Source organism: Sphingopyxis panaciterrulae (assembly GCF_014199295.1).
In the GTDB taxonomy this organism is placed as follows: domain Bacteria; phylum Pseudomonadota; class Alphaproteobacteria; order Sphingomonadales; family Sphingomonadaceae; genus Sphingopyxis; species Sphingopyxis panaciterrulae.
This window is the reverse complement of sequence record NZ_JACIJH010000001.1, coordinates 132815-158825: the sequence shown is the minus strand read 5'-3', so window position 1 is coordinate 158825 and position 26011 is coordinate 132815. Positions and strand designations below refer to the sequence as shown.

26 protein-coding genes and 1 tRNA gene are annotated in these 26011 nt (G+C 68.3%); 17 read left to right on the top strand and 10 right to left on the bottom strand.

From position 1 onward, the window contains the following. The first annotated feature begins 256 nt into the window (after nt 1-256). The 7 genes from FHR21_RS00860 (at nt 257) to FHR21_RS00830 (ending at nt 6343) form a co-directional block, all read left to right on the top strand. Complete coding sequence (locus tag FHR21_RS00860) at nt 257-1672, top strand: hypothetical protein (protein ID WP_184094359.1); 1416 nt, start codon at nt 257-259, stop codon at nt 1670-1672. Nucleotides 1673-1886: 214 nt separating this feature from the next. Continuing rightward, entirely contained in the window at nt 1887-2324 is a 438-nt protein-coding gene (locus FHR21_RS21145; RefSeq protein ID WP_184094357.1) for a hypothetical protein, read from the top strand. Further along, entirely contained in the window at nt 2321-2776 is a 456-nt protein-coding gene (locus FHR21_RS00850) for a hypothetical protein (protein WP_184094355.1), read from the top strand. The genes FHR21_RS21145 and FHR21_RS00850 overlap by 4 nt, the downstream gene beginning before the upstream one ends. A 77-nt stretch (nt 2777-2853) precedes the next feature. Continuing rightward, nucleotides 2854-3138 (top strand): hypothetical protein, encoded by a 285-nt coding sequence (locus FHR21_RS00845; protein ID WP_184094353.1) that lies wholly within the window; start codon nt 2854-2856, stop codon nt 3136-3138. 163 nt (nt 3139-3301) lie between these two features. Next, a complete protein-coding gene (locus tag FHR21_RS00840; protein ID WP_246426987.1) occupies nt 3302-5200 on the top strand; it encodes a PAS domain-containing sensor histidine kinase in 1899 nt (632 codons plus the stop codon). Further along, entirely contained in the window at nt 5166-5822 is a 657-nt protein-coding gene (locus tag FHR21_RS00835; protein ID WP_184094351.1) for a response regulator transcription factor, read from the top strand. Before FHR21_RS00840 ends, FHR21_RS00835 begins: the two co-directional genes overlap by 35 nt. A 281-nt stretch (nt 5823-6103) precedes the next feature. Continuing rightward, a complete protein-coding gene (locus FHR21_RS00830; RefSeq protein ID WP_184094350.1) occupies nt 6104-6343 on the top strand; it encodes a hypothetical protein in 240 nt (79 codons plus the stop codon). Here FHR21_RS00830 and FHR21_RS00825 read toward each other — a convergent pair. Then, nucleotides 6314-6390, bottom strand: a tRNA-Arg gene (locus tag FHR21_RS00825). The two genes, FHR21_RS00830 and FHR21_RS00825, sit on opposite strands and share 30 nt — an antisense overlap. 103 nt (nt 6391-6493) lie before the next feature. On the opposite strand from FHR21_RS00825, the gene FHR21_RS00820 reads away from it, so the two are divergent. Next, a complete protein-coding gene (locus FHR21_RS00820) occupies nt 6494-7555 on the top strand; it encodes a YeiH family protein (RefSeq protein ID WP_184094348.1) in 1062 nt (353 codons plus the stop codon). 27 nt (nt 7556-7582) lie between these two features. Here the strand turns inward: FHR21_RS00820 and FHR21_RS00815 are convergent, their stop codons facing one another. Beyond that, on the bottom strand, nt 7583-8371 hold the full coding sequence (locus tag FHR21_RS00815) for a zinc-ribbon domain-containing protein (protein ID WP_184094346.1): 789 nt from the start codon (nt 8369-8371) through the stop codon (nt 7583-7585). Between the two features lie 156 nt (nt 8372-8527). Here FHR21_RS00815 and ftsE point away from each other — a divergent pair, with 156 nt between their 5' ends. The 4 genes from ftsE to FHR21_RS00795 are packed head-to-tail and all read left to right on the top strand — an operon-like array spanning nt 8528 to nt 11425. After that, nucleotides 8528-9256: a cell division ATP-binding protein FtsE gene (gene ftsE / locus FHR21_RS00810; protein ID WP_184094344.1), complete on the top strand. Its 729-nt coding sequence runs from the start codon at nt 8528-8530 to the stop codon at nt 9254-9256. 4 nt (nt 9257-9260) lie between these two features. Further along, nucleotides 9261-10166 (top strand): cell division protein FtsX, encoded by a 906-nt coding sequence (locus FHR21_RS00805; protein WP_184094342.1) that lies wholly within the window; start codon nt 9261-9263, stop codon nt 10164-10166. Then, nucleotides 10163-10696, top strand: a complete 534-nt coding sequence (locus FHR21_RS00800) for a YdcF family protein (RefSeq protein WP_184094340.1) — start codon at nt 10163-10165, stop codon at nt 10694-10696. Before FHR21_RS00805 ends, FHR21_RS00800 begins: the two co-directional genes overlap by 4 nt. A gap of 9 nt (nt 10697-10705) precedes the next feature. Next, entirely contained in the window at nt 10706-11425 is a 720-nt protein-coding gene (locus tag FHR21_RS00795) for a 1-acyl-sn-glycerol-3-phosphate acyltransferase (protein ID WP_184094338.1), read from the top strand. 102 nt (nt 11426-11527) lie between these two features. Here the strand turns inward: FHR21_RS00795 and FHR21_RS00790 are convergent, their stop codons facing one another. After that, on the bottom strand, nt 11528-12430 hold the full coding sequence (locus tag FHR21_RS00790) for a prephenate/arogenate dehydrogenase family protein (RefSeq protein WP_184094336.1): 903 nt from the start codon (nt 12428-12430) through the stop codon (nt 11528-11530). Continuing rightward, nucleotides 12430-13545, bottom strand: a complete 1116-nt coding sequence (hisC, locus tag FHR21_RS00785; protein WP_184094334.1) for a histidinol-phosphate transaminase — start codon at nt 13543-13545, stop codon at nt 12430-12432. The genes FHR21_RS00790 and hisC overlap by 1 nt, the downstream gene beginning before the upstream one ends. Before the next feature lie 186 nt (nt 13546-13731). On the opposite strand from hisC, the gene metX reads away from it, so the two are divergent. After that, the gene (metX, locus tag FHR21_RS00780; RefSeq protein WP_184094332.1) at nt 13732-14850 is read left to right on the top strand and encodes a homoserine O-acetyltransferase MetX; all 1119 of its coding nucleotides are present in this window, start codon (nt 13732-13734) and stop codon (nt 14848-14850) included. Then, the gene (metW, locus tag FHR21_RS00775) at nt 14847-15455 is read left to right on the top strand and encodes a methionine biosynthesis protein MetW (RefSeq protein ID WP_338113007.1); all 609 of its coding nucleotides are present in this window, start codon (nt 14847-14849) and stop codon (nt 15453-15455) included. The genes metX and metW overlap by 4 nt, the downstream gene beginning before the upstream one ends. Before the next feature lie 29 nt (nt 15456-15484). On the opposite strand, the gene FHR21_RS00770 is transcribed toward metW, so the two are convergent. After that, nucleotides 15485-16144: a TetR/AcrR family transcriptional regulator gene (locus FHR21_RS00770; RefSeq protein ID WP_184094328.1), complete on the bottom strand. Its 660-nt coding sequence runs from the start codon at nt 16142-16144 to the stop codon at nt 15485-15487. A gap of 224 nt (nt 16145-16368) precedes the next feature. Between FHR21_RS00770 and FHR21_RS00765 the strand changes: the two genes are divergently transcribed. Beyond that, nucleotides 16369-18693 (top strand): TonB-dependent receptor, encoded by a 2325-nt coding sequence (locus tag FHR21_RS00765; protein WP_184094327.1) that lies wholly within the window; start codon nt 16369-16371, stop codon nt 18691-18693. Between the two features lie 36 nt (nt 18694-18729). On the opposite strand, the gene FHR21_RS00760 is transcribed toward FHR21_RS00765, so the two are convergent. From FHR21_RS00760 to hemC, 5 genes are all read right to left on the bottom strand, one after another. Then, complete coding sequence (locus FHR21_RS00760; protein ID WP_184094325.1) at nt 18730-19848, bottom strand: CaiB/BaiF CoA transferase family protein; 1119 nt, start codon at nt 19846-19848, stop codon at nt 18730-18732. A gap of 1 nt (nt 19849) precedes the next feature. Then, nucleotides 19850-21052, bottom strand: coding sequence for an acyl-CoA dehydrogenase (locus FHR21_RS00755; RefSeq protein ID WP_184094323.1), 1203 nt, complete (start codon nt 21050-21052; stop codon nt 19850-19852). Between the two features lie 48 nt (nt 21053-21100). Further along, entirely contained in the window at nt 21101-21934 is an 834-nt protein-coding gene (locus FHR21_RS00750; RefSeq protein ID WP_338113049.1) for a mitofilin family membrane protein, read from the bottom strand. A 77-nt stretch (nt 21935-22011) separates the two neighbouring features. Continuing rightward, nucleotides 22012-22719 (bottom strand): uroporphyrinogen-III synthase, encoded by a 708-nt coding sequence (locus FHR21_RS00745; RefSeq protein WP_184094319.1) that lies wholly within the window; start codon nt 22717-22719, stop codon nt 22012-22014. Beyond that, on the bottom strand, nt 22716-23663 hold the full coding sequence (hemC, locus tag FHR21_RS00740) for a hydroxymethylbilane synthase (RefSeq protein ID WP_184094317.1): 948 nt from the start codon (nt 23661-23663) through the stop codon (nt 22716-22718). The genes FHR21_RS00745 and hemC overlap by 4 nt, the downstream gene beginning before the upstream one ends. Nucleotides 23664-23931: 268 nt before the next feature. Between hemC and tsaD the strand changes: the two genes are divergently transcribed. Next, entirely contained in the window at nt 23932-24966 is a 1035-nt protein-coding gene (gene tsaD / locus FHR21_RS00735; RefSeq protein WP_184094315.1) for a tRNA (adenosine(37)-N6)-threonylcarbamoyltransferase complex transferase subunit TsaD, read from the top strand. After that, nucleotides 24963-25955 (top strand): NAD(P)H-dependent glycerol-3-phosphate dehydrogenase, encoded by a 993-nt coding sequence (locus FHR21_RS00730; protein WP_184094313.1) that lies wholly within the window; start codon nt 24963-24965, stop codon nt 25953-25955. The genes tsaD and FHR21_RS00730 overlap by 4 nt, the downstream gene beginning before the upstream one ends. The last annotated feature ends 56 nt before the right edge of the window (nt 25956-26011 follow it).

Sequence of the window (26011 nt, the reverse complement as noted above, 5' to 3'; positions counted from 1 at the left end):
CACCATGATTGCACTCGCGATGTCGGCGGATCCGAACCTGGCAAGGTTTACGGGAAACCTGCCGGACGCATGAAGCGCCGATCGCCCCTTTATCGTAGCAGGGCGGCGGCCGCAAGGCATCGACGATGCCGCGCAGCAGGGGTTTCATCCGTCTTCCATCCCGTCGGCGACCAGCGGGCCGGCGCTGGCGACGACCCACGCCGGCCGCACGAAAGCGACAGGGGCAGTCCTTGCCGCGGATACAAGGAGCAAGACGATGAAAAGGATGATGATGAGCGCAGCCTCGGTGCTTGCGCTGGCAATCGCCGGTCCGGCACTCGCCCAATCGGTCAGTACCGTCAATCAGTCGAACACCGGCAACAGTGCCAATGTCGATCAGACGGCTTCGCTGAGCGGGGGCGATTCGCTGATCAACCAGAGCGGCGCCAATAATCAGGCCAATGTCTCGCAGGGCGATGACGGGTCGGGTGCGACGCCGATCAACGTGTCGGTGATCGACCAGACCGGCAACAGCAACCTCGCCAATGTCTCGCAGGATACGTCGACGATCGCGATCCAGTCCGATTCCTACATCGGCCAGTCGGGCAGCAACAATGTCGCCGACGTGACGCAGGTCGATGACTGGCAGTCGTCCACCATCACCCAGTCGAGCGACGGCAATAGCGCAACGGTGGTCCAGGGCGATGCGACTCTGGCGCTGACCGACGACAGCTTCGGCAACACGAGCACCGTCAATCAGGGCGGGACGGGCAGCCAGGTCGCGGAAGTCACCCAGGTCGGAATCTTCAACAACAGTTCGGTCGACCAGACCGGCGATGTCGGCGAAGCCTATGTGACGCAGAGCGGCAACAACAATCTGTCGTCGGTAAGCCAGACCGGCACCGACGACGATGCTCTCGTCGACCAGAGCGGCGATGGCAACACGTCCGACATCGTCCAGGACGGCGAAACGGTGACGGCGACGGTCTTCCAGTCGGGCAATGGCAACAGCAGCCTTGTCGACCAGACCTCGCCCGGCGGCATCCGTCCGATCAATTCGGCGGTCTATGTCGAACAGACCGGCGATGCGAACAGCTCGGACGTCTTCCAGCGCGCGAACGACGGCTATGCCGAAGTCCGTCAGTGGGGGACGAACAGCACGTCGACCGTCCTGAACCACGGCAACCGCTCGGTCGCCTATGTCTGGCAGCTCGCCGGCGACGACAATGATGCGTCGATCGAGCAGCGGTCCGAAGACAGCGATGCGCTCGTCTATCAGACGGGCAGCCGCAACAGCGGCAGCATCATCCAGCGCGAGGATAGCCCGCCGACCGAGAATTTCTCGGCCGCCATCTATCAATATGGCAACGACGGCATCTCGTCGATCGACCAGGATGGCGACAATCATGTCGCGGTCAACGAACAGACGGGTAATTTCGACAGTTCATCGATCGTCCAGACCGGGTCCGGCAGCTATGCCGGCGTCGGCCAATATGGCGACAACGACAGTTCGACCGTGACCCAGTCGGGCAGCGCGCAATATGCGCTCGTCCTGCAATATGGTTCGGGCAACACGTCGTCGGTCGATCAGAGCGGCAACAACAATATCGCCAACGTGACCCAGCTGACGAACGGCAATATGTCGACCGTCCTGCAGTCGGGTTCGTTCAATGTGGCGAACGTCGCCCAGTGACCCCCCAGCCCCGGAGGCATCCCCCAAGCCTCCGGGGCACCCTTTCGTTCGGGAGGCGGGAATGAACCGGTTTCGATTTCACACCCTCGTCCTCGCAGCTTTGGCCATCTGGCCTGCCGTCGGTTCTGCGCAGCACGCTCCGGTCGTCGACCAGGCGGGTTCGCTCGATCAAAGCGTGTCCGTACAACAGATCGGAACGGCTACGGCGGTAGACGTGGCGCAACAAGCCCCCCTTGCACGAGCGGAGCTTGGGCTCGCGGGCGAGCGGCTCGCCGCATCCCTGCGTCAGCAGGGCCAGGCCGACGCCGGCTTCGCCCTCCTGATGGAGGGAAGCGACGGGCTGGTCGACGCAATCCAGTCCGGCGACGCGGGTGGAAGCAATGTCGCGAGCGTCTGGCAATCGGGCGCGGGCAACAGCGCCTCGCTCGACCAATATGCGAGCGCCGGCATGCCCAATCATGTCGCCCTGATCCAGGACGGCACAGCGAACATCGCCTTTCTGACCCAGTCGGGCGAAGGCAACAGCCTCGATCTCGCCCAGCGCGGGGCGGATAATTTCGCGGCGATCGACCAGATCGGTTCGGGGCTGGGACTCAGCCTTTCGCAGCTTGGCGGAGCGTCGGTCAGCATCACCCAGACAGGTGGCCGTTGAGTCCGGTCGCGCCCCTTTTCCTGCTGGTAGCGCAACTCGCGGCGTCGGCGCCCGATGCCGATGCGGTGGACGTCGAACAGGTGCAGGCGCCCAGTGGAAAGTGCCAGGGCAGCATCGACCAGGTCGGTGCGGTCGCGCCGTCCGATCCGACGATTCAGCAACTGCCCGAAACGATGGAACTGCCGCGCGATGCGGCGGCACCCGAAGCGGATCTGGTCCGGACCGAAAGGCCGCGTGCGTCGCTCTATCTCGAGGTCGCCAATGCGTGGGAAGTCATCCGCAGGCGCGGCCAGCAGCCGACGCCGGAACTCATAGCGCGCGAGATCGGCCCCGACATGCTCGCCCGGTTCCTGAATCAATTCCCGGGATCGGAGGCCATGTTCGGCAAGGATTCGGATCGGCTCCCCGTGGAACCGCCCGCTCTCCCGCCCTATCCGGACACGCCGAAATGACGGGAATGGCGGCCCTGGCTTCGATCGAACTTGCATTTGCCGCCTGTACTCTGCTCGCTTTGACGGAGGCGCCAGCGATGCGCGACAAGTCCTACCCGCCGATCCGCATGGAGATCGACCGCCGCGAAGACAAGGTGACCGTGACGCTGATCGGCCGCGAGAGGACGAAGGAGCGATTCTCCTATATATTGGAGGTCACCGGATCTTCGCGTTCGCGCCTGGCGGCGAGCTATATCGGCGGATCGGCATCCCGAATCGTCAACCGGACGAGCTTTCCCGACACGCCGCCTTGGCGGATCACATTCCAGATCAGCGATGGCCGGAACCGGCTCGTGCATAGCGAAGAGGTCCCCGATCACTGACGGGTCGCATTCCGCACATCGGAATCCCGCACATCCGCCGGTTCGGCCGCGTGATGGCGCAAAAGACGAAATTATCACGGTCCGGGCCGCGATCATGATATAGGCATTCGGGACCAGCGATGGGCATGCGGCAGAATGAAAGCCAAGTGGGGCGGCTTTGCTTATGTCGATGATCGACCGACCCTTTTTTGTGCGTCTGGCAACCGCGATGGCGATCGTGGGCGCGACCGCCCTCCTTCGCCTCGCCCTGGGGCCATGGCTGGGCGGTCAGGCGGCGTTTCTCCTGTTCGCCCTGGCGCTGCTCGCTGCGGCGATGATCGCCGGATCGCGAGCCGCGACGATGGCCACGATCCCGGCGCTGGGCTTCGGCCTTCTTTTTTCGGGGCAACGGAATGTCGAATCCTTCGAACCCGCCGTTGCCGGCACCTTCCTGCTGACCGCGATGGGAATCGTCCTGCTGGCCAATCGGCTGCAGAAAGCCCGTTCCCGCATGGCCGAAAGCGAACGGCGCGCCGCGAGCGGTGCCGCCGAAGCCAGGTTGCTGGCGGAAGAGCTCAATCTGTTGATCGACGGCGCCCATGGCCACGCCATCTACCTGCTGGATGCCGAAGGCAAGGTGGCGATATGGAACCACGGCGCGCTGAGGCTGTTCGACTGGCCCGAAGCCGAGATCATCGGGTGCGATGCCTCGATATTCTATCCTGCCGACGCAATAGAGTGCGGAAAGCCCGGCAAGGAGCTTGCACAGGCGGAACGGCAGGGCAGGTTCGAGGTCGAAGACCGTCGCCTTCGCAAAGACGGGTCCGAGTTTCTTGCCGACGTCTCGATCACCGCTCTCCATGCGCCCGACGGCAATCTGCGCGGCTTTGCGACGGTAGTGTCGGACATCACCAAACGTCGGGCCACCGAGGACGCGTTGCGGTCGCAGGAAAACCACCTCCGCTCGATCCTCTCGACGGTACCCGACGCGATGATCGTCATGGACGATCGCGGACTGATCCTGTCCTTCAGCTCCACCGCCGAACGAATGTTCGGCTATCGTGAAGAGGAATTGCTGGGCACCAATGTCAAGAGACTCATGCCGTCGCCGGATCGCGAACGGCACGATCGCTATATTCGGCACTTTCTCGAAACGGGTGAGGAACATATCATCGGGATCGGCCGCATCATGTCTGGACGGCGAAGGGACGGGTCTATCTTTCCGATGGAGCTGTCGGTCGGCCAGACGGCAAGCGGCGCACGCCCGCTGTTTACAGCCTTCATCCGCGACCTGACCGAACGGCAAAAAACGGAAGCGCGGCTGGAATCGCTGCAATCGGAACTGATCCAGGTATCGCGCACCAGCGCAATGGGGACGATGGCGTCCACCTTGGCACATGAGCTCAACCAGCCGCTCACCGCCGTCACCAACTATGTCGAGGCGGTTCGTGACATGCTCGGGAAATTCGATCCCGATGACGTGCCGGTCATCCGCGAGGCGCTCGAGGATACTGCGAAGGAAGCGATGCGTGCCGGTGAAATCGTCCGGCGGCTGCGCAACTTCGTCGCGCGTGGCGAGGTCGAGAAAACAATCGAGGATCTCCCGGCCCTCATCAACGAGGCGGCCATGCTCGGGCTGATGGACGCACGCGAAAAAAATGTCGAGCCGCACTTCGACCTCGACCCGCTCGCATCGCCCGTGCTCGTCGACAAGACGCAGATTCAGCAGGTCCTTATCAACCTTGTCCGCAACGCCATCGACGCGATGGCCGATTGTCCGGTGCGCCGGCTGTCGGTGTCGAGCCGTCCCGGCCCGTCCGGTTTTGTGCAGGTCGTCGTGGCCGACACCGGCCCCGGGGTAACGCCGGAGATCGCCGACAAGCTGTTCACGGCCTTCGTCAGCACGAAGCCCGATGGCATGGGCCTGGGCCTCTCGATCTGCCGGACGATCATCGAGGCCAATGGCGGGCGGATATGGATGCAGGCGGCCGAGGATGGCGGCACCGAGTTTCACTTTACCCTCGTCAGCGCGATTATGGAGAACGGGCATGGCAGCCAGAAAGCTCGTGCATATCGTCGATGACGAGCACGCCATTCGCCGGTCGACCAGCTTCATGCTCCAAACCGCGGGTTATGCCGTTCGGACATGGCCGACGGGGGCGGCGTTCCTGAAGGAGGTCCGGCAGGCGCCCGAGGGGTGCGTACTCCTCGATATCCGCATGCCCGATATGGACGGTATCGCGGTCCAACAGCGGCTGGTCGCGGGCGGAATCGCGATTCCGGTCATCGTGCTCACCGGGCATGCCGATGTGTCCATCGCGGTGCAGGCGATGAAAGCGGGGGCGGTCGATCTTCTGGAAAAGCCGTTCGGAAAGGCGGCGCTGATAGCGTCTATCGAGGCCGCTTTCGACAGGATGACGACGACAAATGGCGCAGCCGTCCGCGCGGCCAGGGCCAACCGATTGCTGGATGTGCTCACCCGCCGCGAGCGCGAGGTGCTCGACCGGCTGGCACGGGGGCTTCAGAACAAGGCGATCGCACGCGACCTCGGCATCTCTCCGCGGACGGTCGAGGTGCATCGCGCGAACCTGATGATCAAACTCGACGTGCGCAGCCTCTCGGAAGCTCTGCGTCTCGTCTTCGCGGCGGGAATATCGGCTGACGGGTCAACGCGCTCGGCCTGCATTCGCAAAACGCCGCGGTGATGCTGCGCGAGACGCGGAAAATGCCTAGCAATGGGCACATATGGGAAAAGCTTTTGTCTGATCGATGCAGATTCGACATGCCTTGGTCGCCATCGGTCTTTCCGCGCCAGCACCCGAGCCTGCAAGAGCGGGTTGGAGGCGACGAAATGGCCGGAACGGGGTGGGAGTGGTCATTCGAAGATTGAACTGATCCCAAGGCAACGCGCGAACAGGCAAAGGCCGACGTCGAGCGCGTGACGGCTTCGCTCAGCCCTGAAGGTCGGAAGGCGGTCGCGCCCGACATGCTGGCGAAGTTCGCCACCGCCGCGCACAAGCGGATGCGAAATGAGAAAGGCGGCTATCGCCGCGACCATCCCCGCGCGCTTGTCCAGCGGGTGGAATTCGCTACCGATGAGGCTCGGATTCTCGGCTCAAAGAGCAATCTGCTCCAGGCGCCGGTCGCGGGAGCCGCCGAAACAAAGCCGGGCGCAGTGCCCAGCTTTGTTCCGAAGTGGCGCACCCGACAGGATTCGAACCTGTGACCTCTGCCTTCGGAGGGCAGCGCTCTATCCAGCTGAGCTACGGGTGCCAGTCGACGCGCGGCCTCTAGCAAGAGCGGGGCGCGCCAGCAATGGCCTATCGACCGGGCGGCGTCGATGTGCAAAGGGCGCGGCACCAACGGGAAAGGCGCGATGCAGGCATCCGAACGAAGCTGGCCGATGGCCGCCGACCTTTACGGCGAACTGCTGCTCGAACAGGCACCGCCGGCGAGGCGGCGCGTACGCGACTATCTGCCCGGCGCCAGCGTCACCGCGATCGCCGCGCTCGCCGCGGCATGGCTCGCCGATCATTATGCCGCGCCGATCGTGCTGATGGGCCTCCTCATCGGCCTGTCGCTCTCCTTCCTGTCGCAGGACCGGCGCACCCACGCGGGGCTCGACCTCTTGTCGCAGACCGCGCTTCGCATCGGCATCGTCCTCGTCGGCGCGCGGATCACCGCGGCGCAGCTTGCCGAACTGGGACCGCTGCCCTTTGCGCTGCTGCTGCTCATCATGGGGGCGGTGATCGGTGCGGCGCTGATCGGCGCCCGCCTGTTCCGGCAGGACAGCCACGCCGCGCTGCTCGCGGGCGGCGCCACCGCGATCTGCGGCGCCTCGGCCGCGCTCGCGCTCTGGTCGCTGATCGGCGACCGGCGCGTCGACCAGGCGCGCTTCACCCTGACCCTCGTCGGCATCACCGTCGCGAGCGCGCTTGCCATGACCCTCTATCCCGTGCTCGCGGCGCAAATGGGGCTTTCCGATACGCAAGCCGGCTTTCTGATCGGCGCCTCGGTCCACGACGTCGCGCAGGCGATCGGCGGCGGCTTTTCCTTTTCGCAAAAGGCGGGCGAGGTCGCGACGATCGTCAAGCTGACCCGCGTCGCGCTGCTCGCGCCGATGCTGATGCTCGTCGCTCTGTGGCTCGGTCGCGGCGGCGCGGCGCAGGCGACGCGGCGCATCCCGCTGCGCCTGCCCTGGTTCATCACCGGCTTCCTCGCGCTCGCGGCCATCAACTCGCTGGTCCCGATCCCGGCGTCGGCGCAGCACGCCGCGAACGGCGCCGCGCAGGCGCTGTTGCTGCTCGCGATCGTCGCCACGGCGATGAAGGCGCGGCTCGCGCTGCTGCTCGATCAGGGATGGCGCAGCTTCGCACCCATCATTGTCGCGACGCTGACCAGCTTCCTGCTCTCGCTCGCCGCCGCGGCCAGCCTGTGACGGCGTGACGCCCCGTCTCCCGGCCGTTTATCCCTTGGGCAAGGCCCAGCTCACCGTCAATTGCGTCGCGCGGCGCGGGATGTCGAGCTTCGCTTCGCTGAAATTCACCTTTTCGTTCGGCGGCAGCGTCCGCACCGGCGGCTTGATCGTCCAGCTATAGACGATCGTCCCCTGCGCGTCGCGCAGCTCGGCGAGGATCGGCGGCACGCGCTGTTCGCGGTCGGTCGGGTTGATGATGACTCCCGAGGCCGCGAAATAGATGGTGCCGTCGGGCAGTTCGCGATGATCCTGGTTCGGCGGCAGTTCGATCACCAGGTCGGGCTCGCCGGTCGCGCCGCCGAGACCGAGACCCTGCGCCCAGGCGGGCAGCCCGTAATAATAGAGCGCGCCGGTCGCGCCGACCATCAGCAGCGCCGCTGCCGCCGCGACCATCGTCCAGCGCCTGGCCGGGTCGCGGCGCGGGCGGCGGAAGGGCAGCGGCGCATCGTCGGCCAGCGGCGGCGCTGGGCGCTGGGCGGTCGTCTCGGGCGCCGCGAAGGCTTCGGGCGGAGGCGGAGGCGGCGCGGGCTCGACGGGAGGCTGCTGGACCGCGGCGGGAACGGGCGCCTCCACGGCGCCGGCGGGTTCCGGCGCCGTGGTCGGTTCCGCCGCCGGCGCCCCATTCGACGCGGGCTGCGGCGGCATCACCGGCGGCGCAGCGGGCTCCTGGAACCAGCTATGGCGGCAGTTGGCGCAGCGCACGGTGCGGCCGTTGGCGCCGATGGCGGTATCGGGCACGACATAGCGGGTGTGGCAGGATGGGCAGGCCAGGATCATGGCGTCCCTCTAAACACCGGGAGTCGCGCGGTTGCAAGCGCCGCGTCGCGCTTGGCGCTTTACGCCGCGCGGCAGGCGTGCGACAGGCAGCGGCATGTGCGTGGAGGGCCATAGTTTTTGCGGACCGGCGGCGCCCGCCCGCCCGCGGCTGACGTCATGACGGACGCGCGGCCCGCGCGCGCCGGCGGCGCGATGGTCGAGTTCGACAATGTCGGGCTGCGCTACGGTCCCGACGGCGAGGTGCTGCGCGACATCAGCTTCAACCTTCAGCCGGGCAGCTTTTATTTCCTGACCGGCGCATCGGGCGCGGGCAAGACCTCGCTGCTTCGGATGCTCTATCTCGCGCAGCGGCCGAGCCGCGGCATCGTGCGCCTGTTCGGCGAGGATCTGGGCGCGATGCCGCGCCACCGCCTGCCCGGATTCCGCCGCCGTATCGGCGTCGTCTTTCAGGATTTCCGCCTGATCCCGCATTTGAGCGCGCGCGACAATATCGCGCTGCCGCTGCGCATCGCCGGGGTCGGCGAAGAGGATCTGGCGGGGCCGGTGGGCGAGATGCTGAGCTGGATCGGCCTCGACGAACGCGCCGAGGCGCGCCCGGCGACACTGTCGGGCGGCGAGCAGCAGCGCGTCGCGATCGCCCGCGCGGTCATCGCGCGGCCGCAGCTTCTGGTCGCCGACGAACCGACCGGCAACGTCGATCCTGACATGGCGATGCGCCTGCTCGGGCTGTTCGAGGCGCTGAACCGGCTGGGGACCACGGTCATCGTCGCGACCCACGACATCCATCTGATCAGCCGCATCGACAATGCGCAGATGATGCGGCTCGAAAAGGGACGATTGTCCGACCCGACCGGCGCGCTGCGCTATCCGCCCAACCGCGCGTGACGTCATGATCATCCCGCGCGTCCCCGTCCAGCACCGCCGCCTGCTTCCCGATCGCCGTCTGTCGGGGCCGACACCGTGGGTGATCGCGATCCTCATGATGCTGACCCTGCTCGCCGCCGCCGCCGGGGTCGGACTCGCGCGGTCGGCGAACGCGATCGGCGAGGCGATCGCGGGTCGGGTCACGGTGCAGATCGTCACCGCCAACCCCGTCACCCGAGCCGAGCAGGCGGCGGCGCTGCGCCGCGAGGCCGCGGCGCAGCCCTATGTCCACGGCGCGCGCAACATCGAGCAGAGCGAGCTGCTCGCGACGCTCGGCCAGTGGCTCGGCAGCGCCGATGGCGACGATCCGGTGCTGAAATCGCTGCCGCTGCCCGCGCTCGTCGACATCGACCTCGTCGGCGGCGACCGCGCGGGGCAGCTCGCCCGGCTCGACGCGCTCGTCGACCGGGTCGCGCCGGGCGCGCGGGTGATCCCGCACGCCGAATGGCTGGGGCCGGTCGCGCGGCTGATCCGTTCGCTCGCCTGGGTTGCCGGCGGCCTCGTGCTGCTGATGATCCTGGCGAGCGGCGCGGTCGTCATCATGACCGCGCGCGCCGCGCTCGGCACCCATTATGCGACGATCGAGATGCTCCACCTGATCGGGGCGACCGACCGGCAGATCGCGCGCCTGTTCCAGCGGCGGATCGCGATCGACACCGCCTATGGCATCGCGCTCGGCACTGCGGTCGCGGCGGCGATCCTGCTGCTCATCGGCTGGCAATGGTCCGACGTCACCGCGGGGCTCGCCGCGACCGCCTCGCTCGGCCCCGGCGGCTGGGCGCTCTTGCTGGCGCTGCCGCTATTGGCTATCGCGCTGGCTGCTTTGACGGCGCGCCAGACGCTGCTCGCCGCGCTCAAGAAGATACTATGATACGGCGCCTGATCTCCCTCCTTTTCCTCGCCTGGGTGCTCGGCTTCGCCTGGTTCGCGCTCCTGCCGCCGATGCCGGCGCCCACGCAGCAGAAGACCGACGCGATCGTCGTGCTGACCGGCGGCCCCGGCCGCATCGACCGCGCGCTCGAATTGCTCGAGGCGGGGCAGGCGAAGCGGTTGCTGATCAGCGGCGTCGCGCGCGAGGTGAAGCCGCGCGAACTCGCCGCCGAATACAAGCGCCCCCAGCAGCTGTTCGACTGCTGCATCGCCCTGGGCTTCGAGGCGGAGGACACGCGCTCGAATGCGACCGAGGTCGCGACCTGGGTGGCGCGGCGGGGTTATCGGACGGTGCGGCTCGTCACCACCGACTGGCACATGCGCCGCGCCGAATATGAAATCGGCCGCGCGATCGGCAAGGACGTGACGATCGTCCCCGACGCGGTGCGCAGCGAACCCAGTTTCGCGACGCTGTTTCGCGAATATCACAAATATCTGGCGGGGCTGGCGGGCGGCCTGCTCGGGCTGTAAACGCCGCTGGTGCACTACGCCCTCGCTCTTTTCCGTTCGATCCTGTTCTGGATCGCCTTCGTCGTCGCGAGCAGTCTCTGCTCGATCGGCGCGGTCGTCGCGCTGCCGATTTCGCATCATGCGACGCATTGGTTCGTGCGCCGTTGGGCGCGCTTCCACCGCCTGATCTGCCGTTTCATCCTCGGCCACCGAATCGTCGTCGAGGGCGCGATGCCCGACATCCCCGTCCTCTATGTCTTCAAGCATGAGGGCGCGTTCGAGACGATCGAGCAGCCGATGCTCTTCCGCTGGCCCGCCGTCTTCGCAAAGGAGGAACTGTTCTCCATCCCGGTCTGGGGCCAGGCGGCGCGCTTCTACGGCCTGATCCCGGTCGACCGCGAGGGCGGCGGCAAGGCGATGCGCGCGATGCTCGCGGCGGCAAAAGCCGCGCTCGCGGCGGGCCGGCCGCTGGTGCTGTTTGCCGAGGGGACGCGCGTTCCGCACGGAAAGGCCCCGCCGCTGCGCGCCGGCTTCGCGGGCGTCTACCGGATGCTCGGCGTACCGGTGATCCCGGTCGCGGTGAACAGCGGCATCGCCTATCCGCCGCGCCGCTGGGTCAAATGGCCGGGAACGATCACCTACAGGATCGGCGAGACCATTCCCGCCGGCTTGCCGCGCGACGAAGCGGAAGACCGCGTTTGGCGCGCGATCAACGCGCTCAATCCACCCGAGGCATTATTGCCCGGGTGACGGCACCAGTCCGCTCCCCCTCCCGGCCTCCTCAACGATAGTAGCCTATGGGAGGCCGGGAGGGGGAGCGGGCTGGTGCCGTCTTCCGCGTCAACGGAAAATCTAGTGCTTGCGTCCGAAATCGGGCGCGGGATCGTCCTGCCCTTCGGCGATGATCGAGCGGCGGATCGCGCGGGTGCGGGTGAACCAGGCTTCCAGCTTGTCGCCGTCGCCGCGGCGGATCGCCTGCTGAAGCACGGTCAGATCCTCGTTGAAGCGCTGCAAGGTCGCGAGCACCGCGTCCCTGTTCGCAAGGAAGACGTCCCGCCACATCACCGGATCGCTCGCCGCGATGCGGGTGAAGTCGCGGAAACCGCCCGCCGAATATTTGATGACCTCGCTCTCGGTCACCTCTTCCAGCTCGCTCGCGGTGCCGACGATCGTATAGGCGATCAGGTGCGGCAGGTGGCTCGTCACCGCGAGCACCAGGTCGTGGTGCGCGGCGTCCATCGTGTCAACCGTCGCGCCGAGCGTCTGCCAGAAACCGGTGAGCGCCGCCACCGCATCGGCCGGCGCATCGGCCGCCGGCGTCACGATGCACCAGCGCCCTTCGAAGAGGCTTGCAAAGCCCGCCGCCGGGCCGCTGTTCTCCGTCCCCGCGACCGGATGCGCCGGGATGACGAGATGATCGGGCAGCGCCGCGCGCAGCGCCGCGCCGACCCCCGCCTTCGACGAGCCGACGTCGGAGACGATCGCATCGGCTTTCAGCCCCGGCGCCAGAGCGCGCGCTGCATCGGCCATGCCGCCGACCGGCACCGCGAGGATGACGAGGTCGGCGTCCTCGACCGCGTCGGCGGGATCGTCAGCGATGCGGTCGCACAGGCCGAGCGCGCGCGCCTCGTCGCGCACAAGAGCGCTGGCGTCGTGGCCGGTGACCGCCACGCCGGGCAGTCGCGCCTTGACCGCGCGCGCGATCGACGAGCCGATCAGGCCGAGTCCGACGACGGCGAGGCGTTCGATCGCCATCAGCCGGCGAGCGCGACGCGGATCGCCGCCGCCAGCCCGCGCGTCTCGTCCTCGGTGCCGATCGTCATGCGCAGCGCGTGCGGCAACCCCTGCCCCGGCAGCCAGCGGACGATATAGCCCGCGTCCATCAGCCGGTTGTAGACCGTCTCGGCGCCCACATCGCCCTCGAACAGCACGAGCAGGAAATTGCAGGCCGACGGCACGACGCGCACGCCGTGATTGCCCAGGCTTTCGAGTTCCCCCGTCAGCCAGCTACGCCATTTCGCATTATGCTCGCGGCTGCGGGTCACGAAATCCTCGTCGCCGAGCGCCGCGACCGCCGCAGCCTGTCCCGCGCGCGTGACATTGAACGGCAGGCGGATGCGATGCAGGGCCGAAATCACCTCGGCGCTGGCATAGCCCCAGCCGATCCGCTCGGCGGCGAGCCCGTGAATCTTCGAAAAGGTGCGGGTGACGAAGACATTGGGCTGCGTCTTCGCCAGCTCCAGCCCGCCGTCGTCCTGCTCGGGCGCCAGATATTCCGCATAGGCCTGGTCAATCACGAACAGCACATCCTTGGGCAAGCCCGCATAGAGCCGCGCCACGTCCACGCGCGTCGCGAGCGTGCCGGTCGGATTGTTCGGATTGGCGAGATAGACGACGCGCGTCTTCCCGGTCACCGCGGCGAGCAGCGCATCGACGTCGGTCGCATAATCCCTGTCGTCGGCCTCGACCGGCGTCGCGCCGACGCGCCGCGCCGCAATCTCATAGACCGCAAAGCCATAGCGGACATAGAGGATCTCGTCGCCGGCCCCGGCATAGGTGCCCGCGGCCAGATGCAGCAGTTCGTCCGATCCGTTGCCGCAGATGACCCGCGCCGGATCGAGCCCGAACTTCGCCGCGATCGTCTCGCGCAGGGCCGCCGATCCGGGATCGGGATAGCGCGACAGCGCGTCGGCGTCTGCTTGCGCGGCCCGAAACGCCGCCCGCGCCTTTTCGCCGGTGCCGAGGGGGTTTTCATTGGCACTCAATTTGATGAGCGGCCGGCCGTCGGCACCCGCCGACTTGCCGGGAACATAGGGCGCGATGCCGCTGATCCACGGCTTGGGGGTGAGGCTGGCGGTCGTGTCGGTCATGCGGCGGCGTTTAGCGGCTGCGCGGCGCGAGTCCAGTTTTGTCGACGGGATTGGCGCAGAACATCCGCGAGAGCATCTCCGGGCGAATCTTCCGCCCCTCGATCTGCATGTCTCCATAATCTCGGCGAGACCCCTGTTCCACCCGTCGTTGACAGCGCTCGCGCACCCGCTTAGCTCCGCGGCACGATGGCCACGCGACTGCAACCCGCCCGGCATAACCAGCTTGTGCTCGATTGTCCGCTGCCGCTCGACAGCGGCGCGGCGGTGGCAAGCCCCGCGATCGCCTATGAAGCCTATGGGCGGCTGAACGACGCGCGCGACAATGCGATCCTGATCTGCCACGCGCTGACGATGGACCAATATGTCGCCTCGACGCATCCGGTGACCGGAAAGCCGGGCTGGTGGGCGAAGGTCGTCCGTCCGGGCGGGGTGATCGACACCGATCGCTATCACGTCATCTGCGCCAATGTCATCGGCAGTTGCATGGGATCGAGCGGCCCCGCCAGCGACGATCCCGGCAGCGGCCAGCCCTATGCGATGCGCTTTCCCGTCGTCACCATCGGGGACATGGTGCGCGCGCAGGCGATGCTGCTCGACCGGCTCGGCATCGCGCGGCTGCATGCCGTCGTCGGCGGGTCGATGGGCGGGATGCAGGCGCTCGCCTGGGCGGCCCATTATCCCGATCGCGTCGACCGCGCGCTGATCATCGCCTCGGCCGCGCGCCATTCGGCGCAGAATATCGCCTTTCACGAAGTGGGGCGACAAGCGATCATGGCCGACCCGAACTGGCGGGGCGGCGATTATTACGCGAGCGGCGAGCCGCCGACGAAGGGGCTGGCGGTTGCGCGCATGGCAGCGCACATCACCTATTTGTCCGAGGCGGGCCTGACTGAGAAATTCGGCCGCCAGTTGCAGGATCGCGAGGCCAAGACCTTCGGCTTCGACGCCGATTTCCAGGTCGAATCCTATCTTCGGCATCAGGGGATCAGCTTCGTCGACCGCTTCGACGCGAACAGCTATCTCTACATCACCCGCGCGATGGACTATTTCGATCTCGGCGATCCGCACGGCGGCCGCCTCGCCGATGCCTTCCGCCAGTCGCCGGTGCGCTTCGGCCTCGTCAGCTTCGATTCGGACTGGCTCTATCCGACCGCCGAATCGCGCCGGATCGTCCAGGCGCTGCACGCGGCGGGCGCGCAGGCGAGTTTCGTCGAATTGTCGAGCCCGTTCGGCCACGACGCCTTCCTGCTCGATTCGCCCGAATTATGGCGGCTGATTTCCGGCTTCATCGAGGCCGGCCGGTGACCGCCTCCGAACCCGCCCGATTGCGCCCCGATCTCGCGTTGATCGCCGCGCAGGTGCCGCCCGGCGCGCGCGTGCTCGACGTCGGCTGCGGCGACGGCACGCTGATGGCCGCGCTGCGCGATGGCCGGAACGCCGATGTGCGCGGCCTGGAGATCGACCCCGCCAATGTCGCCGCCGCGATGGAGCGCGGTCTCGCGGTCGTGCAGGGCGACGCCAACCGCGACCTCGCCGACTATCCCGCGGGCGGCTTCGACTATGCGATCCTGTCGCAGACGCTGCAGACCACCGAGCGGCCCGACCGCATCGTCGACGAACTGCTGCGTATCGCTCCGCGGGCCTTCGTCAGCTTTCCCAATTTCGCGCATTGGCGGGTGCGGCTCGCGCTCATGTGGGGCGGACGGATGCCGGTGACGCGGCTGCTGCCGGTCGCCTGGTACGAAACGCCGAACATCCATCATGTCACGGTCAGCGATTTCCGCGACCTGCTGCGCAGCCGCGGCATCGGGGTCGAGCGTGCCTGGTTCCTCTCGGGCGATCGCCCCGCGAGCGACGCCGCCGCAAGCTGGCGCGCCGAGCATGCGATCTTCCTGATTTCCCGGAAATAACTCCCTTCTGAAAAGGGAGAGAAAGCCGGTCAGCCCTTCTTCGCCAGCCCGTTCGCCAGCAGGTCGTTGGCGATCCGCGCGACCGCGTCGATATCGGCGTCGGCGTCCCACAGACCATAGCGCATGCCCAGAAAGACGTTCATGCCCGCGATCGCCCAGGCGTGGACCTCGCCGGCGTCGGGCCGGATCTCGCCCCGCGCCGCGCCTGCCGCCAGCCGCTGGCGCATGCGCTCGACCGTGGTTTCATAGTGGCGGCGATAGCTCGCATAATCGACGAACTCGGCCTCGTCGATGATGCGATAGATTTCCTTATGCTCGCGCACGAAGCCCAGGAAGGAATGGAGGCCGGCATGTTCGGCGGCGATCTCGTCGGGTGCGGCCTGGACGATCGGCGTGACATGGTCGCGAAGCTGTTCGCTCATGTAGCGAACGAGCGCCTGGAAGATTTCCTCTTTCGAATCGAAATAGGTGTAGAAGCTGCCGAGCGCCGTGCCGGCGCGGCGGGTGATGGCGCTGATCGACGCTTCGTGAAAACCATGCTCGCCGAATTCGACCGCAGCGGCATCGAGCAATTTGCGCAGGGTACGCCGCCCGCGCTCGGTGCGCGGCGCCTTGCCGCGTCCGCCGGCGCGGGGATCGTCTGCCGCGCCGTCTCCTGAATCCGCACCCGATGACCGCGGCTGCTCCATCTCGTCCCCGTCTCCCGCCCTTTGCCAATGGCCCCTGATCGCTCGGCTTCCCCTGCATCGTGGCTTTTCGGCACCACTGGCAAGCCCAAAAAGCAAGGGCGCAACTTCCAAGTTGAAACTTGGTTCAACTTTCATTATTGGGTGCGACGCGGCTTGGCAAGTCCAGGCCGAAGAAAAGACGAGGAGGGGGGACGAGGGGTCGCCCCTGTCATGGGAGATTCATCATGCGTCCGTTCGCCCGCCGCTTGTCCACCGTCATCTCCGCGACCAGCGCGCTCGGCCTTGTCGCCTTCGCCCCCGCCGCCTTCGCGCAGGAAGATCCGGGCGCCAGCAGCGACGACGCGGGCGAGATCATCGTCACCGCGCGCCGCCGCGACGAGCGCCTCGTCGACGTGCCGATCGCGGTCACCGCCATTTCGGGCGACACGCTCGCCAAGGCCGGCGCGATCGACATCACCGACGTCGCCAACATGACGCCGAACACCACGCTCGAAAATTCGCGCGGCACCAATTCGACCCTCACCGCCTTCATCCGCGGCGTCGGCCAGCAGGACCCGGTGCCGGGCTTCGAGGCCGGGATCGGCATCTATCTCGACGACGTCTATCTCAACCGCCCGCAGGCGGCGGTGCTCGACATCTACGACGTCGAGCGGATCGAGGTGCTGCGCGGACCGCAGGGCACGCTTTACGGCCGCAATACCATCGGCGGCGCGGTCAAATATGTGACGCGGCGGCTCGATCCCGATTCGCCCGAGCTGCGCGTGCGCGCCACCTACGGCACCTACGACCAGGCCGATCTCGTCGTGACGGCCAGCGCGCCAGTCAGCGACCTGATCCGCGTCGGCGGCTCGGTCGCGCGCCTGTCGCGCGGCGGCTTCGGCGACAATCTGAACATTCCGGGGCTCGAAAACTACAACAAGGACGTCTGGGCCGGCCGCGCGACGGTCGAGATGGGCGGCAACGGCGCCCCCGTCTTCATCCGCATTTCGGGCGACTATACGCGCGACAAATCCGACCCGCGCAACGGCCACCGCCTGATCCCCGGCCTCGTCTCGGGCGCGCCCGTCCTCGACAATGTCTATGACACCCGCGCCGGCCTCAACGACCCGAAACAGGATGTGAAGGCCTATGGCCTCGCGATGAACGTCTCGGCCGAGCTGACCGACAATCTGACGCTGCGGTCGATCAGCGCGTGGCGCAAGGACACCAGCTTCACCCCGATCGACTTCGACGCGCTGCCCGCGGTCGACGTCGACGTCCCCGCGGTCTATCGCAACGAGCAGCTCAGCCAGGAATTCCAGCTCCTCTACGAAAGCGACCGCCTGCACGGCCTCGTCGGCTTCTACTATCTCGACGCCCGCGCCGCGACCTCGTTCGACGTGCTGCTCGGCCTGACCGGCGAGACGATCGGCCTTCCGGGCCTCAACGGCTATACGGCGGGCGACGTGCGGACCGATACATGGTCGGTGTTCGGCGACTTCACCTTCGACTTCACCGACCGGATCAGCCTGTCGGTCGGCGGCCGCTATACGAACGACAAGCGCAATGCCTTCGTCTACAAGGCGAACCGGATCACCGGCCTGTCGCCCGAGTTCGGCGGCACGCTCGACCCGATCGCGATCGCGGTGGCGACCGATTTCCGGGGCAAGCGCACCTTCAAGGAATTTACCCCGCGCGCGTCGCTCAGCTTCAAGCCCGACGACGACAACATGATCTACGCCTCCTATTCGAAGGGGTTCAAGGGCGGCGGCTTCGACCCGCGCGGTTCGGGCACCTCGGCACCGATCAGCGATCCGAGCGCCGGGCGGACCTATGAGGATATCTACAACTTCCTCGCCTTCGACCCCGAAAAGGTCGACAGCTACGAGGTCGGCTACAAGGGATCGCTGCTCGACCGCCGGCTGACGCTCAGCCTCGCGGGCTTCTATATGGACTATAAGGATGTCCAGATCCCCGGCTCGGTCGGTTGTCTCGTCGGCGGGGTGCAAAGCTTCTGCGGCATCACCACCAACGCCGCCAAGGCCCGCCTCCAGGGGTTCGAGGCCGAAGCGAACGCCGTGCTCGCCCGCGACTTCGCCGGCGCCGGCTCGAGCGTCCGCTTCAACGGGTCGGTCGGCTTCATCGACGCCAAATACAAGCGTTTCATCGGCCCGACCGGAACCGACGTTTCCGACATCCGTACCTTCCAGAACACGCCGAAATGGACCGCCGCCGGCACGATCGCTGCGGGCATCCCGGCGATGGGCGGCATGGTCGATGCATCGACCGGTCTGACCTATCGCAGCCTGACCCATCAGTTCGAGGTGCCGATCCCGGCGCTCGACCAGCCGGGCTATGTGCTGTGGGACGCCAGCCTCGTCTGGACCGCCGACGGCGGCGACTATTCGATCGGGGTCCACGGCAAGAATCTGACGAACAAGCGCTACATCACGTCGGGCTATAATTATCAGAACGCCGCGGGCGGCTCGACGCTCGGCCTCGAGGGCGTCCAGACCGCCTTCTACGGCAACCCGCGCCAGGTCTTCGTCACCGGCACGGTGAAATTCTGAGGAAAAGCGTCGCCCCAGCGAAGGCTGGGGCGACAATCAGATCGTGAGCGGCGGCGCGCCCGTGGCGGCGATCATCCGCTCGCCGTCGATGACGATCGGGCTGGCGACCGCGTCGATCGCCGCGCCTTCGGGGCGAAAGCGCATCCCCCGCGCAATGACCTGCGGGTCGGCGAACACTCCGGCGAGGTCGTTGATCGGCCCCGCGGGCACGCCCTGCCCCTCGAGCGCGAGCGACAGCGGCTGCGCGTCCCACGTGGCGATCCTGGCCGCAAGCAGCGGGATCAATTCCGCGCGGTTCGCAAGCCGCGCCGCGTTGGTCGCGAAGCGCGCGTCATCGGCCCAGCCGGGCTCGCCGAGCAGGGCGCATAATTTATGGAACTGCCCGTCGTTGCCGACCGCGATCACGAGCTGGCCGTCGGCGGTCGCGAAGACCTGATAGGGCACGACATTGACGTGGCCGCTGCCCATCCGCTTCGGCACCACCCCGCTCGCCAGATAATTGGCGGCCTGATTCGCGAGCACCGCGACCTGACTGTCGAGCAATGCCATGTCGATATGCGCCCCCGCCCCCGTGACGTCACGACGCCGCAACGCGGCAAGGATCGCCACCGCCGAATACATGCCGGTGAAGATGTCGGCATAGGCGATGCCCGCCTTTTGCGGGGGTCCGTCAGGCTCGCCGGTCAGCGACATGAAGCCGCTCATCGCCTGGACGATATAGTCATAGCCCGCGCGGTGGGCATAGGGACCTGTCTGGCCGAAGCCGGTGACCGAACAGACGATCAGCCGCGGAAAATCCGCGCGCAGCCGCGCCGGATCGAGCCCATATTTGACCAGCCCGCCGACCTTGTAATTCTCGATCACCACATCGGCACCGGTCAGCAGGTCGCGCAGTTCGGCTTGGCCTTCCCCGGTCGCGATATCGATCGCAACGCTGCGCTTGCCGCGGTTGCAGCTATGATAATAGGCCGCGCCCAGCGCCTCGCCCCCCTCGCCCGTGACGAAGGGCGGGCCCCATTGGCGCGTGTCGTCCCCCCCGCCCGGCCGCTCGATCTTCACCACCTCGGCGCCGAGGTCGGCGAGCAACTGCCCGCACCACGGCCCCGCGAGCACGCGCGCCAGTTCGACGACGCGCAGGCCTTCCAGCGGTTTCATATCAGGAAAAGGCGCTGATGCCGGTGATCGCGCGGCCGAGGATCAGCGCGTGGACGTCGTGCGTGCCTTCATAGGTATTCACCGTTTCGAGGTTCACCGCATGGCGGATGACGTGATATTCGGCGGCGATGCCGTTGCCGCCGTGCATATCGCGCGCGACGCGCGCGATATCGAGCGCCTTGCCGCAATTGTTGCGCTTGAGCAGGCTGATCCGGTCGGGCGCGAGTCGGCCCTGGTCGATCAGCCGTCCGACGCGAAGCGCGGCCTCGGTGCCGAGCGCGATCTCGGTCAGCATGTTCGCGAGCTTTAGCTGCACGATCTGGTTCGCCGCGAGCGGCCGCCCGAACTGCTTGCGCTCGAGCGTATAATTGCGCGCCGCCTCATAGCAGAATTCGGCCGCGCCCATCGCGCCCCAGCCGATACCGTAGCGCGCGCTGTTGAGGCAGCCGAACGGCCCCTTCAGCCCCGACACGTTCGGCAGTAGCGCCTCCTCGCCGACCTCGACCCCGTCCATGACGATCTCGCCGGTGATCGAGGCGCGCAGGGAAATCTTGCCCTCGATCTTCGGCGCCGACAGGCCCTTCATCCCCTTTTCGAGCACGAAGCCGCGGATCGCTCCGTCATGCGCGTCGGATTTCGCCCAGACGACGAACACGTCGGCGATCGGCGAATTGGTGATCCACATCTTCGCGCCGCGCAGGCGATAGCCGCCGGCGATCTTCTCGGCGCGCGTTCGCATCCCCGCGGGGTCGCTGCCCGCGTCGGGCTCAGTGAGGCCAAAGCAGCCGACCAGCTCGCCCGATGCGAGCCCGGGCAGAAAACGCCGCTTCTGCTCCTCGCTGCCATAGGCGTTGATCGGGTGCATCACGAGGCTGCTCTGCACCGAACAGGCCGAGCGATAGCCCGAATCGACGCGCTCGACCTCGCGCGCGATCAGGCCGTAGCTGACGTAATTCAGGCCCGCGCCGCCATATTCGGGATCGATCGTCGCGCCGAGCAGCCCGAGCTGCCCCATCTCGCGCATGATCTCGCGGTCGAAACGCTCGTCGAGGAAGGCGGACGTGACGCGCGGCATCAGCGCGTCGGTGGCATAGGCGCGCGCGGTATCGCGCACCATGCGCTCCTCGTCGGACAATTCCGCGTCGAGCGCCAGGGGATCGAGCGGGTCGAGCGCTTCGATGCGCTGCGGATCGGCGAGGGCCATCGGATCGGCTTCCTTCAAAGAAGCGGCCGACCCCGCGGGGCCGCGCCGCTATCGGCTGGTCGCGCCCGTGCGGGGCATCGCGGCAGGCGGGCTGTCGCGCGGTTCCAATATCGCCGCGGTCTCGATCAGGTCAAGCGCGCGCCGCGCCTCGTGATAGCGCCGCGCGTCGATCAGCCATTCGCTCGCGACCTCGGCGCCGGGCATCGCCTCGACTTCCTCGATCGCCTTGTCGGCCTGCCCGCCGGCAAGATAGCGGCGCGCGCGGTCGATCCGTTCGGAGGCGCGCGGCGACTGGGTGCCCGCGGGGCGGAAGATGAACAGCTCGCCGAGTTCGCGGCGGATACCGGTCCACAGGCTGCCGCCGCTCTGGCTGTTGCGGCCGACGAGTTGCGGCGCCATCGCGTCGAGCTCGCTGCGCAATTGTTCGAGCGTGATCGGGTCGCGCGCGGTGTCGATGATCGTCTTGACCGCATTGGGCTGGTCGTCGCCGAAACGCAGGCGGAGCTGCGCCTCGAGATAGCCGAGCGACAGCCCGCGATCGAGCGCGCGGCGGGCGGCGAAGGCGATCAGCAACCCTTCGGCGCGGGTCGCATTGCCCGACGCCGACGCGGCCTGGAGCGTGATGCGCGACAGCCGGGTTTCGAGCTCGGCGACCCGCGCCGCGAGCGCGTTGGCGCCGTCGACCGGCGCGACGACCAGCGGGGGATCCTGGGCCCCTTCGGGCGGAGCGACCGCCTCGCCGCCGGCCGCGGACGCACCGGGCACGACCGGCGCGGCGGCGACCTTCGGGGCGGGCGGGGCGTTCCGGTCGGCGAGCAGCCGGGTCATCGCCCAACCGCCCGCGACGAGTCCGATCACCAACACCGCGAGCGCACCAATCACCAAGCCACGGAGCGAAAAGCCCTTTTCTTTGACGCGCTCGTCCGTGCGGACGATTTTGTCGCTATCAACTGCCATATTCAACTTTCGAACGACCCCATTTGGGCGCCCTTGTGGCACAAGAAGCGGGCCTGTGCCAGCAGCGCGGCGTCTTCGGGCCGCGCGGCGACCGCGACGTCGCTCCACCCCTCCCCCGCGGCGGCGGCGGCGGTGGGTCCGATCGCGGCGAGCGCCAGATGCCCGCGCGCCGGCCCCGCCAGGTCGGCGAGACGCGCCGCGCCGCGCGCCGAATGAACGCTGAGCACGGCAGGGCGCGCGATCAGCCGGTCCCATTCGGCGGGCGGCGGGACCGGATCGACGGCGTAGCAGGCCAGCGCGATCATCGCCGCGCCGCGCGGATCGAGCGCCGACCGGTCGCGTCCGGTCAGCCACAGGATGCGCCGGATCCGCGCCGACGTCATGGCGTCCAGAAGCTGCTGGCCGTCGGCCTCGCCCACCGCCACGACCCGCAGCCCCGCCGCTTCGGCAGCGGCGGCGGTGACCGCGCCGACGGCGTGAACAGGCAGCGCGGAGAGTTTCGCCAGGTCTTCGCCCCCCAGCCGCGCCGCCTGCGCGCTGGTCAGCAGCAACGCGTCGAAGCCGGCAGGATCGGGCGCGCGCCACGACAGCGGCCGCGCAGCGAAGAGCGGCAGGTGATGCGCATCGAGCCCCATCGCCCGGGCGCGCGCAACGGTCCGGGCGCCGCCGGGGTCGGCACGGGTGACGAGGAGCGGCAGGCCCGCGCTCACGCCGCGAACAGCCGTCGCACCGATTCGGGCGCGCCTGCGAGCAGATTCCACGCGAGCGCGGCGGCATCGTCCGACCCCGCAACCGCCGCGTGACCGGCGGCATGGTCGGCGCCGTCGTCCGAATAGATCTCGCCATCGAGCCGCAGCGTCCCGTCGGCCAGGAAGCGCGCGTGCGCCGCGACCGGCGAGCGGCAGTCGCCGCCGAGCGCGGCCAGAAAGGCGCGCTCGGCCGCCACCGCGCGGTGGGTCGGCTCGTGGTCGACCGCCGCAACGAGCCGGTGGGTCGCGGCATCGTCGGCGCGGCATTCGATGCCGATCGCCCCCTGCGACGCGGCGGGCAGCAGCGTCTCGACCGGCTGGACCGATCCGATATCGGGCATGGCGAGGCGGTCGAGCCCGGCGGCGGCGAGCAGGGTCGCGTCGATCTCGCCCGCCGCGAGCCGCGCGAGCCGGGTCGCGACATTGCCGCGCAGCAGCGGGGTTTCGAGGTCGGGGCGCAACCGCCGGACCTGCGCGGCGCGGCGCGGACTGCTGGTGCCCAACCGCGCGCCTTGCGGCAGGTCGGCGATGGTGGCGGCCACGACGCCCTCGCGCACCACCAGCCGGTCGCGCGGGTCGGCGCGCGGCAGCATCGCTGCCAGCGCGAAGCGCGCATCGCGGAGCGTTTCGACATCCTTGAGCGAATGAACCGCGATGTCGATGACGCCCGCGTCGAGCGCCGCATCGAGCTCGCGCGTCCACAGCGCCTTGCCGCCGACCTCGGCAAGTGCGCGGTCCTGAATCCGGTCGCCGGTCGCGGTCATCGGTACGGTGACAAGCGCCTCCGGGTCGAGCCCATGCGCCGCGACCAGCGCCGCCGCGGCCTGATGCGCCTGCGCCATGGCGAGCGGCGAGGCGCGGGTGCCGATGCGGAGCGGACGGTCGGGGGTGGGACGGTCGGTCATGCGCTGCTGCTAGGACTTCGCGACATCAAAGGGAAGATAGGGGATTCGCAGGGAGCGACGCCGTTTGAAAGCAGGAGCGTGATTTTGCTTTCTCCGTCACCCCGGGCTCGACCCGGGGTCCCGCTTTCCCCGCCGTTTAGCGGGACCCCGGATCAAGTCCGGAGTGACGACGCGGGGAGAAGGGCGCCTCCGTGTTCTTTGCGCGAATCCCGATACGCAACCCTTGCTTGCTCCCGCACGCCCCGCGCGGGTAAGGGAGCGCCATATCATGACCCTGATCCTCGGCCTCGAATCGAGCTGCGACGAAACCGCGGCGGCGCTTGTCGACAGCGAGCGGCGCGTCCGCGCGCACCGCGTCGCGGGGCAGGAAGCCGAGCACAGCCCCTATGGCGGCGTGGTGCCGGAGATCGCCGCGCGCGCGCATGTCGACCGCCTCGCGCCGCTGGTCGAGGGCGTGCTCGCCGATGCGGGCGTATCGCTCGCCGACGTCGATGCGGTCGCCGCGACCGCCGGGCCGGGGCTGATCGGCGGGGTGATGGTCGGGCTGGTCACCGGCAAGGCGCTCGCGCACGCCGCGAACAAGCCGCTGGTCGCGGTCAATCATCTCGAGGGCCATGCGCTCAGCCCGCGCCTCACCGACCCCGACCTCGCCTTCCCCTATCTGCTGCTGCTCGTCTCGGGCGGGCATTGCCAGTTGCTGCTGGTCAGCGGCGTCGGCGCCTATCGCCGCCTCGCCACCACGATCGACGATGCCGCGGGCGAGGCGTTCGACAAGACAGCGAAGCTGCTCGGGCTCGGCTACCCGGGCGGCCCCGCGGTCGAACGCGCCGCGAGGGACGGTGACCCCCGCGCCGTGCCGCTCCCGCGCCCACTGGTCGGCAGCACCGAACCGCATTTCTCCTTCGCCGGGCTCAAGAGCGCGGTCGCGCGTGCCGCCGCGTTGGGCGATCATGGCGTCGCCGACCTCGCCGCCGCGTTCCAGCAGGCGGTGGTCGACTGCCTCGTCGACCGCAGCCGCATCGCGCTCGCCGCCTGTCCGCAGGCGAGCGCCTTCGTCGTCGCAGGCGGGGTTGCCGCCAATGGCGCGATCCGCGCCGCGCTGACCGAACTCGCGCACGAGCACGGCAAGCGCTTCGTCGCGCCGCCGCTGTGGCTGTGCACCGACAATGGCGCGATGATCGCCTGGGCGGGCGCCGAGCGCTTCGCCGCCGGGCTGACCGACGACCTCGGCGTCGCCGCGCGGCCGCGCTGGCCGCTCGACCCCGCGGCCGAGGCGGTGCGCGGAGCCGGAGTGAAGGCATGACGTCGTACGAGAATTTCGGCATCGTCGGCGGCGGCGCGTGGGGCACGGCGCTCGCGCAACTGCTGGCGGCCGAGGGCGCGCCGGTGCGACTGTGGGCGCGCGAGGCGGAGGTCGTCGCGGCGATCAACGCCGAGCATCGCAATCCGCTGTTCCTGCCCGGCGCGGCGCTGTCTCCCTCGCTGGCCGCCACCGCCGACCTCGCCGAGCTCGGCGACCGCAACGCGCTGCTCGTCGTCGTTCCCGTTCCCTATCTGCGCGCGGTGCTGGCCGAACTGCCGGCGAGCGACGCGCCGCTGATCTTCTGCAGCAAGGGGATGGAGGCGGAAAGCTTCGCCTTTCCGATCGACATCGCGCGCGCGATATTCCCGCAGCGGCCGCTGGCCGTCCTGTCGGGTCCGACCTTCGCGAACGAGGTCGCGGCAGGCCTGCCGACCGCCATCACTCTCGCCGCCGCCGATCCGGCGCTGGCCGAGGCGCTGGCCCGCGCGCTCGCGCGGCCGCATTTCCGGCCCTATGTCTCGACCGACATGATCGGCGCCGAGATCGGCGGCGCGGTCAAGAATATCCTCGCCATCGCCTGCGGCATCGTCGACGGTGCCGGCCTCGGGCTCAACGCGCGCGCCGCGCTCATCAGCCGCGGCTTCGCCGAGATGACACGCTTTGGGCTCGCGCGCGGCGCGGAGGCCGAAACGCTCGCCGGGCTCGCCGGGCTCGGCGATCTCGTGCTCACCTGCACCTCGTCCAACTCGCGCAATTTCGCGCTCGGTCAGGGACTGGGACGCGGGACAAGCGCCGCCGCGCTGATGGCCGACCGCCGCACCGTCGCCGAGGGGGCGTTCAGCGCCCCGGTCGTCGCCGCGGCGGCGCGCGCGCAAGGGATCGACATGCCGATCACCGACGCCGTCGCGCGCCTCGTCGCCGGAGAGACCCATGTCGCCGACGCCGTTCAGGCGCTGCTCAGCCGGCCGCTGCGACCCGAGGGACGATGAGGCGCGACGCGCAATTGCCTGCCCCCCCTCCCCGCGCTAGAAGCGAGGATCGGGAG

Excerpts from the sequence above, each read along its gene's own strand:
- FHR21_RS00845 (WP_184094353.1), top strand. The coding sequence starts at position 2,854 with ATGCGCGACAAGTCCTACCCGCCGATCCGCATGGAGATCGACCGCCGC.
- hemC (WP_184094317.1), bottom strand. The coding sequence starts at position 23,663 with ATGACCGACCGTCCCACCCCCGACCGTCCGCTCCGCATCGGCACCCGC.
- FHR21_RS00730 (WP_184094313.1), top strand. The coding sequence starts at position 24,963 with ATGACGTCGTACGAGAATTTCGGCATCGTCGGCGGCGGCGCGTGGGGC.
- tsaD (WP_184094315.1), top strand. The coding sequence starts at position 23,932 with ATGACCCTGATCCTCGGCCTCGAATCGAGCTGCGACGAAACCGCGGCG.
- FHR21_RS00840 (WP_246426987.1), top strand. The coding sequence starts at position 3,302 with ATGTCGATGATCGACCGACCCTTTTTTGTGCGTCTGGCAACCGCGATG.
- FHR21_RS00805 (WP_184094342.1), top strand. The coding sequence starts at position 9,261 with ATGATCATCCCGCGCGTCCCCGTCCAGCACCGCCGCCTGCTTCCCGAT.
- FHR21_RS00835 (WP_184094351.1), top strand. The coding sequence starts at position 5,166 with ATGGCAGCCAGAAAGCTCGTGCATATCGTCGATGACGAGCACGCCATT.
- FHR21_RS00760 (WP_184094325.1), bottom strand. The coding sequence starts at position 19,848 with ATGAAACCGCTGGAAGGCCTGCGCGTCGTCGAACTGGCGCGCGTGCTC.
- FHR21_RS00755 (WP_184094323.1), bottom strand. The coding sequence starts at position 21,052 with ATGGCCCTCGCCGATCCGCAGCGCATCGAAGCGCTCGACCCGCTCGAT.
- FHR21_RS00860 (WP_184094359.1), top strand. The coding sequence starts at position 257 with ATGAAAAGGATGATGATGAGCGCAGCCTCGGTGCTTGCGCTGGCAATC.
- FHR21_RS00800 (WP_184094340.1), top strand. The coding sequence starts at position 10,163 with ATGATACGGCGCCTGATCTCCCTCCTTTTCCTCGCCTGGGTGCTCGGC.
- ftsE (WP_184094344.1), top strand. The coding sequence starts at position 8,528 with ATGACGGACGCGCGGCCCGCGCGCGCCGGCGGCGCGATGGTCGAGTTC.
- metX (WP_184094332.1), top strand. The coding sequence starts at position 13,732 with ATGGCCACGCGACTGCAACCCGCCCGGCATAACCAGCTTGTGCTCGAT.
- FHR21_RS00790 (WP_184094336.1), bottom strand. The coding sequence starts at position 12,430 with ATGGCGATCGAACGCCTCGCCGTCGTCGGACTCGGCCTGATCGGCTCG.
- FHR21_RS00820 (WP_184094348.1), top strand. The coding sequence starts at position 6,494 with ATGCAGGCATCCGAACGAAGCTGGCCGATGGCCGCCGACCTTTACGGC.
- FHR21_RS00830 (WP_184094350.1), top strand. The coding sequence starts at position 6,104 with ATGCTGGCGAAGTTCGCCACCGCCGCGCACAAGCGGATGCGAAATGAG.
- hisC (WP_184094334.1), bottom strand. The coding sequence starts at position 13,545 with ATGACCGACACGACCGCCAGCCTCACCCCCAAGCCGTGGATCAGCGGC.
- FHR21_RS00765 (WP_184094327.1), top strand. The coding sequence starts at position 16,369 with ATGCGTCCGTTCGCCCGCCGCTTGTCCACCGTCATCTCCGCGACCAGC.
- FHR21_RS00770 (WP_184094328.1), bottom strand. The coding sequence starts at position 16,144 with ATGGAGCAGCCGCGGTCATCGGGTGCGGATTCAGGAGACGGCGCGGCA.
- FHR21_RS00815 (WP_184094346.1), bottom strand. The coding sequence starts at position 8,371 with ATGATCCTGGCCTGCCCATCCTGCCACACCCGCTATGTCGTGCCCGAT.